At 71.4% G+C, this 15,105-nt stretch carries 15 protein-coding genes and 2 pseudogenes; 10 read left to right on the top strand and 7 right to left on the bottom strand.

Features of this window, described 5'->3' with window-relative positions; translation table 11 throughout:
- The first annotated feature begins 50 nt into the window (after positions 1–50).
- Both ADK66_RS13825 and ADK66_RS13820 read left to right on the top strand, forming a co-directional pair.
- On the top strand, positions 51–1,193 hold the full coding sequence (locus ADK66_RS13825) for an NAD(P)/FAD-dependent oxidoreductase (protein ID WP_053655407.1): 1,143 nt from the start codon (positions 51–53) through the stop codon (positions 1,191–1,193).
- A gap of 31 nt (positions 1,194–1,224) precedes the next feature.
- On the top strand, positions 1,225–1,995 hold the full coding sequence (locus tag ADK66_RS13820) for an isoprenyl transferase (RefSeq protein WP_053655404.1): 771 nt from the start codon (positions 1,225–1,227) through the stop codon (positions 1,993–1,995).
- 18 nt (positions 1,996–2,013) lie between these two features.
- Here the strand turns inward: ADK66_RS13820 and otsB are convergent, their stop codons facing one another.
- The 3 genes from otsB to ADK66_RS13805 form a co-directional block, all read right to left on the bottom strand.
- Positions 2,014–2,838: a trehalose-phosphatase gene (gene otsB, locus ADK66_RS13815; RefSeq protein WP_053655402.1), complete on the bottom strand. Its 825-nt coding sequence runs from the start codon at positions 2,836–2,838 to the stop codon at positions 2,014–2,016.
- Positions 2,839–2,906: 68 nt separating this feature from the next.
- Complete coding sequence (locus tag ADK66_RS13810; protein WP_053655400.1) at positions 2,907–3,260, bottom strand: hypothetical protein; 354 nt, start codon at positions 3,258–3,260, stop codon at positions 2,907–2,909.
- Between the two features lie 162 nt (positions 3,261–3,422).
- Positions 3,423–3,866: an XRE family transcriptional regulator gene (locus ADK66_RS13805; RefSeq protein WP_053655398.1), complete on the bottom strand. Its 444-nt coding sequence runs from the start codon at positions 3,864–3,866 to the stop codon at positions 3,423–3,425.
- Between the two features lie 264 nt (positions 3,867–4,130).
- On the opposite strand from ADK66_RS13805, the gene ADK66_RS13800 reads away from it, so the two are divergent.
- From ADK66_RS13800 to ADK66_RS13785, 4 genes and pseudogenes are all read left to right on the top strand, one after another.
- The gene (locus tag ADK66_RS13800) at positions 4,131–4,475 is read left to right on the top strand and encodes a hypothetical protein (protein ID WP_053655423.1); all 345 of its coding nucleotides are present in this window, start codon (positions 4,131–4,133) and stop codon (positions 4,473–4,475) included.
- Between the two features lie 31 nt (positions 4,476–4,506).
- Complete coding sequence (locus ADK66_RS13795) at positions 4,507–4,842, top strand: hypothetical protein (RefSeq protein WP_053655396.1); 336 nt, start codon at positions 4,507–4,509, stop codon at positions 4,840–4,842.
- 440 nt (positions 4,843–5,282) lie between these two features.
- Positions 5,283–6,698: a PhoH family protein gene (locus ADK66_RS13790; protein WP_053655394.1), complete on the top strand. Its 1,416-nt coding sequence runs from the start codon at positions 5,283–5,285 to the stop codon at positions 6,696–6,698.
- Between the two features lie 276 nt (positions 6,699–6,974).
- Positions 6,975–7,484 (top strand): annotated as a pseudogene (locus ADK66_RS13785) (lytic transglycosylase domain-containing protein); the annotation flags it as partial.
- A 2-nt stretch (positions 7,485–7,486) separates the two neighbouring features.
- Here ADK66_RS13785 and ADK66_RS32705 read toward each other — a convergent pair.
- Positions 7,487–7,609: pseudogene (locus ADK66_RS32705) on the bottom strand (rhomboid family intramembrane serine protease); the annotation flags it as partial.
- A 161-nt stretch (positions 7,610–7,770) separates the two neighbouring features.
- On the opposite strand from ADK66_RS32705, the gene ADK66_RS13780 reads away from it, so the two are divergent.
- Positions 7,771–8,424 carry a rhomboid family intramembrane serine protease gene (locus ADK66_RS13780; RefSeq protein WP_053655391.1) on the top strand — a complete coding sequence of 218 codons (654 nt, stop codon included), beginning with the start codon at positions 7,771–7,773 and terminating at the stop codon, positions 8,422–8,424.
- Between the two features lie 105 nt (positions 8,425–8,529).
- The gene (locus ADK66_RS13775) at positions 8,530–9,498 is read left to right on the top strand and encodes an NAD(P)/FAD-dependent oxidoreductase (protein ID WP_053655389.1); all 969 of its coding nucleotides are present in this window, start codon (positions 8,530–8,532) and stop codon (positions 9,496–9,498) included.
- A 30-nt stretch (positions 9,499–9,528) separates the two neighbouring features.
- Here ADK66_RS13775 and ADK66_RS13770 read toward each other — a convergent pair whose 3' ends face one another.
- Positions 9,529–10,227: a TetR/AcrR family transcriptional regulator gene (locus ADK66_RS13770; RefSeq protein ID WP_053655388.1), complete on the bottom strand. Its 699-nt coding sequence runs from the start codon at positions 10,225–10,227 to the stop codon at positions 9,529–9,531.
- 137 nt (positions 10,228–10,364) lie between these two features.
- Between ADK66_RS13770 and ADK66_RS13765 the strand changes: the two genes are divergently transcribed.
- Positions 10,365–11,282, top strand: a complete 918-nt coding sequence (locus ADK66_RS13765; protein ID WP_053655386.1) for an NAD-dependent epimerase/dehydratase family protein — start codon at positions 10,365–10,367, stop codon at positions 11,280–11,282.
- A gap of 93 nt (positions 11,283–11,375) precedes the next feature.
- Complete coding sequence (locus ADK66_RS13760) at positions 11,376–12,992, top strand: hypothetical protein (protein WP_053655384.1); 1,617 nt, start codon at positions 11,376–11,378, stop codon at positions 12,990–12,992.
- Here the strand turns inward: ADK66_RS13760 and ADK66_RS13755 are convergent.
- Complete coding sequence (locus ADK66_RS13755) at positions 12,965–14,002, bottom strand: DMT family transporter (protein ID WP_053655382.1); 1,038 nt, start codon at positions 14,000–14,002, stop codon at positions 12,965–12,967. The two genes, ADK66_RS13760 and ADK66_RS13755, sit on opposite strands and share 28 nt — an antisense overlap.
- On the bottom strand, positions 13,999–15,030 hold the full coding sequence (gene glpX, locus ADK66_RS13750) for a class II fructose-bisphosphatase (RefSeq protein WP_053655380.1): 1,032 nt from the start codon (positions 15,028–15,030) through the stop codon (positions 13,999–14,001). The genes ADK66_RS13755 and glpX overlap by 4 nt, the downstream gene beginning before the upstream one ends.
- Positions 15,031–15,105: the final 75 nt, after the last annotated feature.

Here is a 15,105-nt window from a genome sequence, read left to right as displayed (position 1 = left end):
GGGCGGGGCGGGGCCAGGGTGACAGTGCCGTTTGAGCGGGAGGAGGCGCCGTGGGTGACGAATTTGATGTGGTGGTGGTGGGGGCGGGGCCGGCCGGGGCAGCCGCCGCGCTGACGGCCCGCCGGGCCGGTGCCAGCGTGCTGCTGCTGGACCGGGCCGACTTTCCCCGCGACAAGGCGTGCGGTGACGGGATCGCCGCGCACTCCGTCGACGTGCTTGCCGAGCTGGGCGTCACCGAAGCCGTGGCCGGCTACGCCCCGCTGCCCGCACTGCGCATGGTCGCCCCCGGCGGCGGGTCGGTGGCCCGGGCACTGCCCCGGCCGGCGTACACCGTGCCCCGGCAGGTTTTCGACGCGCGGCTGGTCGCCGCGGCGGTGGCCGCCGGCGCGCAGCTGCGTCGGCACACCGTCCGCCGGGTCGAGGCGCGTGCCGACCGGGTGGTGCTCGACGGGGAGTTGTCCGGCCGGGTGGTGGTGGGCGCGGACGGCGCCGGGTCGGTGGTGCGCCGGGCGCTCGGCCATCCGGTCAACCCGGACCGGCATCTGGCACTGGCCATCCGGGGGTACGCTCCGGCGCTGCCCGGCCCGCCCGAGCAGCTCATCGTGACCTCGAAGGCGCGCTGGCCGGCGTACGCCTGGTCGTTTCCGATCGGCGACGGGCGGGCGAACGTCGGGTACGGGGAGGTGCTGCGCGGCGAACCGCTGAGCCGCGGCTACCTGCTGGATCGGCTCGTCGCGCTGCTGCCCGGTACCGACCTGTCGACGGTGACCGCGTTGCGGGCCCACCACCTGCCGCTGTCCACGCATCGGCCGGCGCCGGGTCGGGGACGGACTCTGCTGGCCGGGGACGCGCTGTCGTTGATCAACCCGTTCACCGGCGAGGGCATCTTCTACGCACTGCTCTCCGGGGCGTTGGCCGGTGCCGCCGCGGCAGGCGAGCCCGAGAACGCCGCCCGCCGCTATGCCCACGGGTTTCGCCGCCGTCTCGGCACCCACCTGCGGCACAGTTCGGTGGCGGCCTGGCTGGCCCGGCGTCGACGGGTGGTCGACGCGGCGGTCCGGGCGGCCCGCCGGGACGACCAGGTGTTCGACGATGTGGTGGAGTTGGGACTCGGCGACGGTCGGCTCACTGCCCGTACGCTGGGCATGATCGGCATGGAATTGCCGGCCAGGGATCGGCCTCCGAGGCGGTGAGCTGACCGGCGGGTCGCTACGCTGCTAGGTGATGACGCTGCGGAACCTTATCTACTCCGTCTACGAGCGCCGGCTCACGGCGAAGCTCGCGGGCAAACCGGTGCCACGGCACGTCGGGGTGATGTGCGACGGCAACCGCCGCTGGGCGCGGGAGATGGGTTTCGTCGACCCGAACGACGGGCACCGCGTCGGCGCCGCGAAGATCAAACACGTTCTGGGCTGGTGTGACCAGGCCGGTATCGGGCACGTCACCCTCTATCTGCTGGCCACCGACAACCTCCGTCGTCCGGCGAGCGAGCTGGACCCGCTGCTTCAGATCATCGAAGACCTGGTGGTGGAGCTGGCGGAGGAGGGCAATCCGTGGCGGCTACGCATCGTCGGCGCTCTGGACCTGCTGCCCGCCCAGACGGCTGTGGCGCTCAAGGGCGCGGAGGAACGCACCGCGGATCGCACTGACGGCGCCGTGGTCAACATCGCTGTGGGTTACGGCGGCCGACGGGAGATCACCGACGCGGTCCGCTCGCTGCTGCTGGAGCACGCCGCGGCCGGTGGCACCCTCGAAGAGCTGGCCGAGGTGCTGGACGTCGAGCACATCTCCGAGCACCTCTACACCCGCGGCCAGCCCGACCCCGACCTGGTCATCCGCACCAGCGGCGAGCAGCGGCTGTCCGGTTTCATGCTCTGGCAGTCAGCGCACTCGGAGTTCTACTTCTGCGAACTCAACTGGCCGGATTTCCGGCACATCGACTTTCTGCGGGCGCTGCGCTCGTACGCCAACCGTCAGCGTCGCTACGGCGTCTGAGCGGGCGCCCGCGCCGGCTCAGGGTAGGTGATTGAGCGCCCGGGTGAGGAAGTCGCCGAGCGCGGCCGGAGACTCGATGGTCAGGTCGGCGGCGTTCGCCACCTCCTGACCGGTTTCGGAGTTGGCGACGGCCACGCACACGCCGAAGAAGTCCGGGTCAGCCTCGCTGCGGGCTCGCAGCGCCGCGAACGCCTTGATGTCGGAGACGTCGTCGCCGAAGTACCAGGCGCCGGTGGCTTCCTGGACGACCTCGCCGATCACCATGCCCTTGTCCCGGTCGACGGGGGGCTTGAGTTCCAGCACCATCCGCCCGGCCTGCACCCGCAGCCCCAGCCGGTCGGCCTGCGCCTGCCCCCACTCCTGGACTGTCGCGCCGAGCTGCGGCGCGGTACGCCAGTGCAGCGCAACGGAGAGCCGCTTGTATTCGACGAGCGTGCCGGGGGGCAGCTCCGCTCGGGCCAGGTCGGCCAGCTCCTCCATCGTCGGCACCCACGGCAGGGCGGCCGGCTCGGTGACCGTCTCGCCGCCGGAGTGGCTGTGCTCCAGGCCGTAGAGGCCGTAGAGGTCGACGCCGCTGAGCTCGCCGAGGCGCTCGCGGAGGAAGTCGACGGGTCGCGCTGAGACGATGGCGATCCGCCGGACCACAGGGGCCAACGCCTCGATGGCGGCCAACGCCTTGGGGGCGGGCCGCACCGCGGTCGGGTCATCGTCGACGGGCGCGAGCGTCCCGTCGAAGTCGAAGAAGAGCACCGTTCCGGCGGCCCGGCCTGCGGTGACCTGCCAGGCCTGGTCGGCGTTCAACGGGGTCTTCGGCTGCTGGTTGCCCAGATTCAACGGCGGCACGCGCGTCAGCGTACCCCGGCGATGTGGGCCTATTCCTGGCCGAGCGCACCCGGCCCAGCTGGGCGCCGTCAGCGTTCGGCGGCTCCTCGTCCGCGCCGGCCGAACGGCACCACCGTCGCCTCCTGGCCGTGGCTCAACAGGTAGCCCTCCACGAACCCGGTGTTGCGATCTCCGGTGCGGGTCTCGATCTCGTTGAGCCGCGCCACCAGGAACTCGGTGAGGGCGCTGAGCCGGTTGTTGAGGCGCTCGTGCAGCTCCGCGATGACGGCGAGGATGACCGCCGTGCCGGCGCTGATGAGCGCGAGGAGGTTGACGAGCAGCGGAAGCTGACCGCCGTTGACCACGAAGGTCACCACGTTGCCGGTCGCCCACAGTGTCATCGACACCGTGGCGACCACGACTGCCAACCACTTCAGGGTCATGGACAGACCCCTCCTTCTGTCCCGCAGGGCTGGGTTCGGCCTTGTCCCGTCCCCCCGCCGACGACGAGCCCAAGCAGTACGACTAGGGACGCTAGCGTGCCCGTTCCGGCCCCGGAGCGAAACGAATGAACCTGACCAGGCGTTCTTTCGCCATCTGAGGAACTAGCCTGCCTGATTCCCTCTTTTTCGGACATCCACCGGCAGCGTTGGGCGATACGCGAGGTACCTGATGGTTTCGCGGATGTGGAACTTCTCCGCGTCCGACACGTCGGGGTCGACCAGGCGGCGCAGAAGAGCCTCCACGTCCGGGTCCATCGGAGGGGCGGGCTGGCTGGCCCGCGGACCGGTCGCGGTGCGGTCCCAACCGAGCGCGGCGAAGGCGGCTGCGGGGTTCAACCCGAGGCCCTCGCAGAAGGCCACGACCCGTTCGGCCTCGGGGTCGCTGGCCCAGTCGCCACGGACCCACCTGTTGACGGTCTGCCGGGAGACGCCGGTACGTCGGGACACCTCGGTGCCGCTCCAGGCCCGGGTGGCTCGCGCCTCGTCGAGGGCACGCCGGACGAAGGTGGCGAAGGCGATCTTTCGCGCATTGGCCGTCTCGGTCACCCCGTGACGGTACGGCCAAGCGGGAACCGGCGTGCGGCCAGGCACGCTGTTGTCACGCGGACGTGACGGGATCCTCGGATCTCCCGTAAACGATCCAGGGCCACTCTTGAGGGGTGTCACCCGGGCAGAATAGATGCCCGTAGTGGCGAAGGTAAACAGACGAAAAGCTGATACTGTCACGTCCATGGGACAATCTACGGTGTGTCACGTGCATGAGACGATTGGTGCTCGCATGCGTCACGCCCCCGGCGCCAGGGGGGTGTGGTGACCGAGCTCGCCACCCGAGCCCAGGCCTTCGGGCTGATCGCCGACGGGGTGGCCGCAGGGCTGAGCGCCCCGTGGCGCCTCTACCTCGCCCGAGGCTGCCGATACCTGTCGTTGAGCGTCAGCGACCGTACCGAGTGGAACGCCTGGCGTACCCACCTCGGCTGCCCGGAGCTGAGCGTCCGGGTCTACGACGCCGGCGGGGAGATCCGCCGTTCCTCAGTGGCCGAGGTCGTGCTGGACGGCTGCCGGATCAGCGTCGAGCTGGTCGAGGAGGTCAGCACCGACGACCTGGACCGGCTCCTCGTCGTGGACCCGACCGCTGTCGAGCCGGAGGAACGATGAAACGGCGTACGGGCAGCGTCGGGGCCGCCCGATGAGCCCCTTCCTCGCGGTCTTCCTCGTCCTGGTGCTCGCCGCCACCAGCTATGCGGCCGGCCGGCTGCACGGGCAGCTGAGCTATCGCATCGGCTACCGCTTCGGTTACCGGCAGGGCTACTTCGACGGCGACAGGGGTGCCTGGAACCGGCGCCGGCGTGACGCCCAGGCGGCGATCGCCTCCGCTCTGTCGGTCTCCTCGGGGGGCTCCGTCCGCTCCGCAGGCACCGTGGCCCGCCCTGGCACCACCTACACCGGCTCGTCGTTCACCGCGCCGGCCGCCCCGATCACCGGGCGGCACCCGACCGGCACACTCGTTCGACGCACCGGTTGAGCCGGTCGGCGGACCGCTCGGGGGGAGCGGTCCGCCGACCGGCGCCACGAACGCGGTGCGTCGTCCGCGGCGGACACGCACCGTCGGGGTCACGTCAGACCGGTGACGGTGGCCCCGCCGGCCGGGATGCGCGCAGGGGGCATGCATCCCGGCCGGCTCGCCGCGCCCGCTGCCGGCACCTCGCCGCGCCCCGCTGCCGGCACGAGATGTCGACCCGTCGGCGCGGTGTTCACAGGGCTGTCTCCGGAGATCCACGATCACGGCACTAGCCGGGACGGGCCGCCGCCGCTAGCGTCTAGGCATGGCGCGGGGTTCTCCCGGGCCAGCCGGTCCGCCCGGATCTGCGACCTCGCACACGGGGTTCCGCATCCGACCCCGTGTCCCGGGCACCGGACGAGGCGGAACGCGGGTGGCGGGTGCCCATCCGTCGGAGCAGGCCTGTGACGACTCGCCGTATCACCGCCGGTGCCGACCAGACCCCGGCCGCGACTGCCACGACCCGCCGCGCCACCCGGAGCCGCCGTGCGCCGGCCGTCGCGCCGGTCGAGCCCGAGGAGCCGCGACCAGCCGGGCAGGCGTTCGTTCTGGACACGTCCGTGCTGCTGTCCGACCCCGCGGCTTTCCACCGGTTCGCCGAGCACGAGGTGGTGCTGCCGCTTGTGGTTATCACCGAGTTGGAGGGCAAGCGGCACCATCCGGAGCTGGGCTGGTTCGCCCGGCAGTCGCTGCGGATGCTCGACGAGCTGCGGATCCAGCATGGCCGGTTGGACACCCCGGTGCCCGCCAACGACGCCGGCGGCACGCTGCGGGTGGAGCTGAACCACACCGACGACGGGGTGCTGCCACCCGGCTTCCGTACCGAGAGCAACGACGCCCGCATCCTCTCCGTGGCGCTCAACCTCGCCGCTGAGGGCCGGGAGGTCACGCTCGTCAGCAAGGACATGCCGCTGCGGGTCAAGGCCGCCTCGGTGGGCCTGCGGGCCGACGAGTACCGGCACGGCCAGGCCAGCGACCCGACCTGGACCGGCATGTCCGAGCTGGACCTGAGTGAGGAGCAGATCTCCTCGCTGTACGCCGGGGAGTCGCTCGACGTCGACGAGGCCGCCGGTCTGCCCTGCCACACCGGCCTGGTGCTGCACTCGACGCGCGGCTCCGCGCTCGGCCGGGTGCTGCCGGACAAGTCCGTCCGGCTGGTGCGGGGCGACCGGGAGGCGTTCGGTCTGCACGGCCGCTCGGCAGAACAGCGCGTCGCTCTCGACCTGCTGCTCGACGAGTCGATCGGGATCGTCTCGCTGGGCGGTCGGGCCGGCACCGGCAAGTCGGCGTTGGCGCTCTGCGCCGGCCTGGAGGCGGTCATGGAGCGCCGCCGGCACAAGAAGGTGATCGTGTTCCGCCCTCTGTACGCCGTGGGTGGCCAGGAGTTGGGCTACCTGCCGGGGTCGGAGTCGGAGAAGATGTCGCCGTGGGCCCAGGCGGTCTTCGACACGCTCGGTGCGGTGGTGCACGAGAACGTGCTGGAGGAGGTCACCTCGCGGGGCATTCTCGAGGTGCTGCCGCTGACCCACATCCGGGGGCGCAGTCTGCACGACGCCTTCGTGATCGTGGACGAGGCCCAGTCGCTTGAGCGCGGGGTGCTGCTGACGGTGCTGTCCCGGATCGGGCAGGGCTCCCGGGTGGTGCTCACCCACGATGTGGCGCAGCGGGACAACCTGCGGGTCGGCCGTCACGACGGTGTGACCGCCGTCATCGAGGCGTTGAAGGGCCATCCCCTCTTCGCTCATGTCACGCTCAGCCGTTCGGAGCGCTCGCCGATCGCCGCGATGGTGACGGATCTTCTGGAGGACATCCCGCTTTGATGGGTGCTTTGTAGGGTTTCGTCCGCATTTTAGCTGTGGTGCAGATCACAAAGCGGCTTGTTGGTTTCCCATCAGCCTCACTGTGCGCGATGGTGTCCAACGAGCGCCCACGCACCACGGGGATCGCTGGTGATCGTTGCCCAGGGATGGGCAGCGTCGGTGACGATCGGTGCGTCGGCGCGACCGGCACACCGGTCGGGGCGCTCGCGGCACGGCTGACGGCCTCTCTGGCCCGGCGTCGCGCCGTGTCCTTGCCCCCGACGAAGGGACCACTTCGTGAGTCGGCTGTGGAGCCGGTTGGGTGCCCGTACGGCTGCTGTCGCCCTGCTCTCCGTGGGCGTTGCCGGTGGCTTCTACCTGGGCGAAGACCGCGAAACTCAGCAACAAGGCCTGACCGCTCAGGCCGGCCTTGAGGTAGACCGGGTCGACATCGCCTACCAGCGCGAGCGGCAGTCCACCCACCAGGTCGCGTTCGCCAAGCAGCGGGCCGCCGAATACCAGGCCAAGCTGCGGGCCGAGCAGGCCGCCAAGGAGGCCGCCGAGCGGGCCCGCAAGGCCGAGGCCGCCGCAGCCGCCCGCAAGGCCGAGCGGAAGGCGGCCGAGAAGGCTGCCACGCAGGCCGCCAAGCCGTACGACGGGCCGATCCCGGAATCCTGCGCCGAGTACAGCGGCAACCGCAAGATCGGCTGCGCGATGATGATCGACGCGGGCTTCGGCATCTCCGAGTTCCCCTGCCTGGAGAAGCTCTGGACCAAGGAGAGCGGCTGGAACCACAAGGCCCGCAACTCGGTCGACCAGAGGAACCGGCGGGCACCGGGGGCCAGAACGAAGGTGCCGAGCAGGATCAGAGGGGTGCTGTTGCTGTAGAGGGGGGCGAAACCGTGGGGCAGAAAAGGCGGGAAGAAAAAACCCGCCCGGGGGGCCGTGGATTTCCTACAAAAAAAAAACCCCTTTCTCCCATCCCCCGGGGGGGGGGGGGGGGCCCCCCCCCCCCCCCGCCGTCGTCGTACACCTGACTGCTCGGACGGGACGTGAGTGGCGGTTGGGCCTTTTTGCTGATAGCAGTTGGGGGGTGACCCTGCACCCGTCAAGCGGCGACCCGTTCCGATTCGGCACCGAGGCGTTCTACGCCGCGCTCGGTCGGGCCTTCGTCGCGATGTGCGCGGTGGTCCCGTTCCTCTTCTTCATCGAGGCCATCGACCAGGGTCTCGACTTCGGCCTGGACGCCACGGCCGGCATCATCCCGCAGCGCATCGACGGGCTCGACGGGGTCTTCTTCTCGCCGTTTCTGCACCACGGCTTCGACCACCTCTACAGCAACAGCATCCCGCTGATCCTGCTCGGCACCTTCGTGCTGGCCGCCGGTGCCCGCCGGTTCCTCTGGTCGACCCTGATCATCATCCTGGTGAGTGGGCTCGGCGTGTGGTTCACCGGCTCGCCCAACTCGGTGGTGGTCGGCGCCAGCGGGGTGATCTTCGGCTACCTGGGCATCCTGCTCACGCGGGGCATCGTCGAGCGCAGCTGGTGGAACTTCGCCGTCTTCCTGCTCGTCGGTCTGCTCTACGGGTGGCAGTTGGTCGGCATCCTCCCCACCGACGAGCGGATCTCCTGGCAGGGGCACCTGTTCGGGCTGCTCGGCGGCGTCGTGGCGGCGATCCTGTTCCGTCGCCGCCGTCCCACCGTCGACGGGCCGGACTATTCGGGATCCACGCTCAGCCTGCCCTGACCTGCCCGTCGGCGCGCCTCTGGGACGTGCTTGCCCGACCGCTGCGACCCGCTTACCGTCGTGATCAGCACGCGTTGATCCGTGAGCGGAAAGCGACGGTACGCCATGCACGAGGTCGATGTTGCCGTGATCGGGGCCGGCCCGTCCGGGCTCTTCGCCGCGTACTACGCCGGTTTCCGTGGTTTGTCGGTGGCGGTGATCGACGCGCTGCCGGAGCCGGGCGGCCAGGTCAGCGCCATGTATCCGGAGAAGCTGATCCTCGACGTGGCCGGGTTTCCCTCCATCAAGGGCCGCGACCTGGTGTCCAATCTGGTCGCCCAGGCGGCCCCGTTCGGTCCGCAGTACCTGCTCGGCACCCGGGCCGAGAAGCTCTCCTACGCCGATGGCCGGCCGGTGCTCGGCCTCGCTGGCGGCGACCAGCTCGCCTGCGGCGCGGTCGTGATCACCGGCGGGCTGGGCAGCTTCAGCCCACGCCCGTTGCCCTGCGCCGACGGCGCGCCCGGCACCGGGATCGTCTACTTCGTCACCGACCCGACCGAGCTGACCGACCGGGACGTGCTGATCGTCGGCGGCGGGGACTCCGCATTCGACTGGGCGCTGGCCCTGCAACCGCTGGCCCGCTCGGTGACGCTTGTGCACAGGCGGGAGAAGTTCCGGGCGCACGCCTCGACTGTCGCCCGGGTGCTGTCGCTGCCGGTGCGGGTGGTGGTCAACGCCGAGGTCACCCGGCTGCTCGGTGACGGCGCGGTGACCGGCGCGGAGGTGACAGTGCGCGGTGGCGCCGCCGAGACGCTGCCGGTGGACACCGTGGTGGCCGCCCTCGGCTTCACCGCCGACCTGGGCCCGCTCGCCGAGTGGGGGCTGCGCCTGGACCGTCGCCACATCCTTGTCGACAGCGCCATGGCCACGAACCTGCCCCGGGTCTTCGCGGCCGGCGACATCACCGAATATCCGGGCAAGGTCCGGCTCATCGCGACCGGCTTCGGCGAGGCCGCCACGGCAGTGAACAACGCGGCGGTGGCCATCGATCCGAGCGCACACCTGTTCCCTGGGCACTCCTCCGACGCCGGCTGAGCGACGCCGCGAACCGCGACGTCTCCTGCGTCAGCGCGACGGGGGTAGGCCGATCAGGTCGGCCAGCAGCCCGACCTGATGGTCGAAGTACGCGTCCCGGTGTGCGACGGTGCGGTTGAGCCGGCCGAACAACTCGAAGCTGATCAGCCCGAAGAGCTGGGTCCAGCCGGCCATGCCCCGGGCCAGCAGGGCCGGGGGCAACCCGGGAAAGAGCGTGTCGGCCAGCTCGGTCAGGTCGTCGTGTAGCAGCGGCGGCAGCTCATCGGCAGGCGGAGGGCTGAGCAGTCCGGCCCCCAGCCCTTCACGGAGCAGGCCGACCAGGGCCAGCGGCGGACGTTGGGCCGGGCCGACGGTGTCGTCGGGAGCGGCGTATCCGGGGACCGGGCTGCCGTAGAGCAGCGCGTACTCGGAGGGGTGGGCGATCGCCCAGTCCCGGGCCGCCCGGCACGCCGCCTGCCAACGGGCGCGCAGGTCGAGCTGGTCGCGGTCGGCGGCGGCGATCTCCACCGCCTCGCCGAGGGCGTCGTAGGCCTCGATGATCAGCGCCGTGAGCAGGTCGTCCCGGCTCGGAAAGTAGCGGTAGATGGCCGACGAAACCATGCCCATGTCCCGCGCCACGGCGCGCAGCGACAGGTTGGCGCCGTCGGTGGCGAGGTGCCGGCGGGCCACCGCCTTGATCTCGTCGAGCATCTCGGTGCGGACCCGGGCGCGGATCGAGGAGGCGGGCACGGGAGGAGTCTGCCATGAGATGGATCGCCAATCCAAAAAGAGAGCAGTGCTCTAGACATGAGTGCTTGTGGTAGGTCATCCTGGTCAGCCGAGAGCAGTGCTCTCTATTCGGATCATCGCTTCGAAAGGTCTATCTCATGGCACTCCACGTGATCGTCGGCACCGGTCCGGTCGGCACCGCGACCGCCCGCCTCCTCGCCGAACGAGGTGAGCAGGTCCGGGTCCTCAGCCGGCGGGGCGCCGGACCGGAACACCCGGGCATCGAACGCGTCGCTGCCGACGCTGCCGACGCCGACCGGCTCACCACACTGGCCAGCGGCGCGCAGGTGCTCTACAACTGCGCGAACCCGGCGTACCACCGCTGGCCCATCGACTGGCCGCCGTTGGCCGCCGCGCTGCTCACCGCCGCCGAGCGATCCGGCGCGGTGCTCGCCACGGTCGGCAACCTCTACGGGTACGGGCCGGTCGACGGCCCGATGACCGAACAGACCCCTGCGGCGGCAGCCGGGATCAAGGGGCGGGTCCGCAACCAGATGTGGGCCGACGCTCTCGTCGCCCACGAGGCCGGTCGGGTCAGGGTCACCGAGGTACGCGGCTCCGACTACCTCGGCGTCAACGGCACGTCGCTGGCGATGATGGTGCTGCCCCGGGTGCTCGCCGGGCAGCGGGTCGTCCTGCCCGTCGACTGGGACGCCCCGCACACCTGGACGTACATTCCGGACGTCGCCCGTACCCTCGTCGCAGCCGCCACCGACCCGGCGGCCTGGGGTCGCGCCTGGCACGTGCCCAGCACACCCGCTGTGCCGATGCGTGAGTTGGCCACCCGGGCGGCGGCGCTGGCCGGCGCACCAGCGCCGAAACTGACCCGGATGCCGTACCCGATGCTGTGGCTGGGTGGCCTGATCAACCCGCTGGCCCGGGAACTGCGCGAGACCGCCTACCAGTTCGACCGGCCGTTTCTGATGGACTCGACCGCCGCCTCCGCAGCCCTTGGCATCGAAGCGACTCCGCTGGACGCCGCCCTCACCGAGACCGTCGCGGGACTGCGCCACTGAACCGCCACGCCGTCGACCCGTCAGGGCCGAGTCGATATCGGACGCGGGCCATTCCGTTGCCGCAACGAGACGCGTCCCCTCGACCCTGAGGGGATGAGCGGCCCCGAGACACCGCACGACGGCGCGCCGAGGACCCTGGCCTGGCTCTGCCACCCCACCACCCTGCTCGCCCTTGTCGTACTGGTCGTCAACGACCATGTGCTGAAGCCGGCCCTGCCCGGCCTGGTGACCGGCAAGCTGAGTGACGTCGCCGGGCTGGTTCTCGCACCACCGCTGGTCGCGGTGCTGCTGACCCTTGTGGTGCCACGGATGTCGGCCCGGTCCGCCGGGCTGGTCGGCCTGGTCTCGGTGGGCGCCGGGTTCGCGGTCGTCAAATCCAGCGGGTACGCCGCCGAGCTGGCCTCGTCGGTCTGGACCGTGCTTGCCGGAGCCTCGCTTGTCCGAGCCGACCCGACCGACCTGCTCGCAGTGCCGGCGCTCGGGCTGGCCTGGTGGAGCTGGACGCGGTCCCGTCGCCGGCCGGTGCGCCAACGGACCGCCCGGCTGGTCCGGCTGCTGGTGGTGCTGCCGCCGGCGGTGCTGGCGGTGGCGGCGACGAGCGCTGTCCACTACCCGTACGCGATCAGCACGGCATTTGTCGACGGCCACCCGGCGGTCTCGGTCGGCTCCGGCACGGATCTGACCCCGTGGCCGACGAGCGCGACGGACGGCCGTTGGTCGGTCAGCGACGACCTCGGAGCCACCTGGCGAGAAGCCGACCTCGACGAACAACGGCGACTGTCCAGCCAGAGCGCCGGCCAGCGGCAGGCGTGCGTGCCGGCCGACCCCCGACGGTGCTACCGGGCGGTCGCCGGGCACCTTCGGGTGGAGCAGAGCGACGACGGCGGCACGACCTGGCACGTGGCCTGGGAGGTGTCGGACGCCCAACGGGAGGACCTGGCCCGGCGGTCCTGGAGCCCGGGCGACGTGGACAGGCACTTCGCCTCCCGCGACCTGATCGTCTACCCCGCGGGCAGCGGCGGTCATGAGGTGCTCGTCGCCAACGGTCGGGACGGCTTCGTACACCGCTGGTCGGACGGCGGGTGGCGGCGTGTCGGCTTCCTCGGCGACGCGTACCTCGGTGCGCGGGGCGCTCCCCCCGAGTTGGGGAGCGGCGGACCCGCTCGACGTCAGTTGGACCTGCTGCTCGCCGTCGCGCTCGCGCTGACCCTCGGCTCCATGGTCACCGTGCTCGCCGGCCACCTGGCGATCCGCCGCGGTCGAGGTCCCGGCTGGTGGGGGTTCACCGGCGGCCTGTCGGTGCTGCTCTCGGGGACCCTGCTGGCGGTGGTCTGGGGCCGCGACGATGACACCGACACGTTCATGGCGCTGCTGTTCATCATCGTGCCCATGGGCTTCCTGGCCGCGACAGCCCTGCTCGTGCGACCCCGCTACCAGGGCGCAACGCCCCGATGGACCAGGCGGACGCTGAGCACTTTCCTGCTCACCGTGCTGCTCGCAGGGCTGCCGCTGATCGGCTGGCTGTACGGCACGCCGGCGCGTACCCGGTCCGCTGTGACGCTTGCCCTGCTGGCCGCGATACCGGGCCTGTGGCTTGCCGTCCGGAACGCCCGTCTTGTCGACGCGCCCCGCGCGTACGAGCGCCGGCACCCGGTGCGCCCGCCGACGGTGCCTGACCCGTCCTACCCGGCGGGGCTGCCACCGCGCTGAGCGTTCGGCACGCGGGCCGGGTCAGCGGCGGGCCGGCGGCGCGAGCGGGCCGGCGGCGCGAGCGCGGCGACAAGCACGGCCGCCATTGTCAGCGCCGCCCCCAACACGGTGGTCACGCCGGGGTGCGACGCCGGGGTGGGCAGCACCAGGTCCAGCAGGACCGCGCTGACGACCTGGCCGGCGATGGTGGCCAGGCCGAGCAGCAGCACACCCGTGAACCGCACGACAGTGGCGGCGATCGCGATGAACACGACGCCGATCGGGCCGCCCAGGTAGAGCCACGGCTCGCTCGGCAGGTGGCCGACGGGCCAGCCGCGCCCCGCCAGGTCGATCGAGAACGCGACGAGCAGGGCGACAGTGCCGACTGTGAAATTGACGAGCGTGGCGGTCAACGCGCTGCCGGATGCCGCCCGGACCCGGCCGTTGGCAGCCTGCTGCCAGGCGACGCCCACCCCGGCCAGCAGAGGCAGCAGCGCCAATGCCAGCGAGCCCGGGTCGCTCAGACGGTCGCCGACCGCCAGCACGACCGCGAGCACGGTGAGCACCGCCCCTGCCAGCCGCTGCCGGGTGACCGGCTGCCGGCCCATCGGCCCGATCCCCGCCCGGTCCACGGCGAGGCTGCTGCCGGACTGGCCGGCGACAACCGCCACGGTGAAGACCGCCACACCCAACCTGCCGATGGTCAGCCCCTGGGTGGCCACCAGGAAAGCCCCGCACGTGCCGCCGAGGCACTGCCACGGCCGCAGCACACCGGTCCTGAGGGCGGACCGCAGCGCGACAAGGCCCCGCCGCCCGGCCGGGGTGGCGGGGACCAGCACCAGCAGCACCAGCAGACCCAACCCGAACGAGACCACCGCGGCGGCGAACCCGTCGGCCAGGCGTACGCCCAACTCGCCGTTGATCCGGGACTGCACCGCCACCGCGACCCCGGAGACCGATGCCAGCGCGACGCCGGTGATCCGGCGGGTGGCTGACAGGGTCTGCGATGTCGCGGTGCCGGTGGCTGTCACTCCTGTTCGGCGAGGGGGCGACCGTCGAAGTCGACAGCGGAGTAGAGCGCCAACTTCTCCAACCGGTGGTACGAGTCGATCACCCGGATGGTGCCGCTCTTCGACCGCATCACGATCGACTGCGTGTACGCGCCACCGGCCCGGTAACGCACCCCGCGCAGCAGGTCGCCGGAGGTGACACCTGTCGCCACGAAGAAGCAGTTGTCGCCGGTGACCAGGTCGTCGGTGCCCAGCACCCGGTCCAGGTCGTGCCCGGCGGCGAGCGCCTTCTCGCGCTCCTCGTCGTCGCGCGGCCACAGCTTGGCCTGCATCGCGCCTCCCATGCACTTCAGCGCGCAGGCCGAAATGATGCCCTCGGGGGTGCCGCCGATGCCCATCAGCACGTCGACGTCCGACTCGCCACGGGCCGCCGCGATGGAACCCGCGATGTCGCCGTCGGAGATGAACCGGATGCCGGCCCCGGCCCGGCGGATCTGCGTGACCAGGTCGTCGTGGCGGCTACGGTCCAGCACGCAGACCGTCACCTCCGACACGTCGGTGCCCTTGACCTTGGCGATCCGGCGCAGGTTCTCGGCCACCCCGGCGTTGATGTCCACCACATCGGCGTACGCGGGGCCGACGGCGAGCTTCTCCATGTAGAAGACGGCGCTCGGGTCGAACATCGCGCCCCGCTCGGACACGGCGAGCACCGCCACCGCGTTCGGCATGCCCTTGCTCATGAGGGTGGTGCCGTCGACCGGGTCGACAGCTACGTCCACCTCCGGGCCGGTGCCGTCGCCGACCTGTTCACCGTTGAAGAGCATCGGGGCGTTGTCCTTCTCGCCCTCGCCGATCACCACGACGCCACGCATCTGGATGGAGTTGATCAGCTTGCGCATGGCGTCGACGGCGGCTCCGTCGCCGCCCTCCTTGTCGCCCCGGCCGACCCAACGGCCAGCGGCCATCGCCGCGGCCTCCGTGACCCTTACCAGGTCGAGGGCAAGGTTACGGTCGAGATCCTGTGGGATCCGCGTCCTGGTGTTCGTCATGACGGCTGCTCCTCCTCGCGACGGTGCGGGGACAGCCGACGGAAGAGCGGCCCCGCCGTCGGCTTTGTCGCTGAT

Origin of the sequence: Micromonospora sp. NRRL B-16802 (assembly GCF_001279555.1) — a bacterium.
Lineage (GTDB): Bacteria > Actinomycetota > Actinomycetes > Mycobacteriales > Micromonosporaceae > Micromonospora > Micromonospora profundi.
The sequence above is the reverse complement of the archived record's forward strand: the minus strand, read 5'-3'. Positions and strand labels throughout refer to the sequence as shown.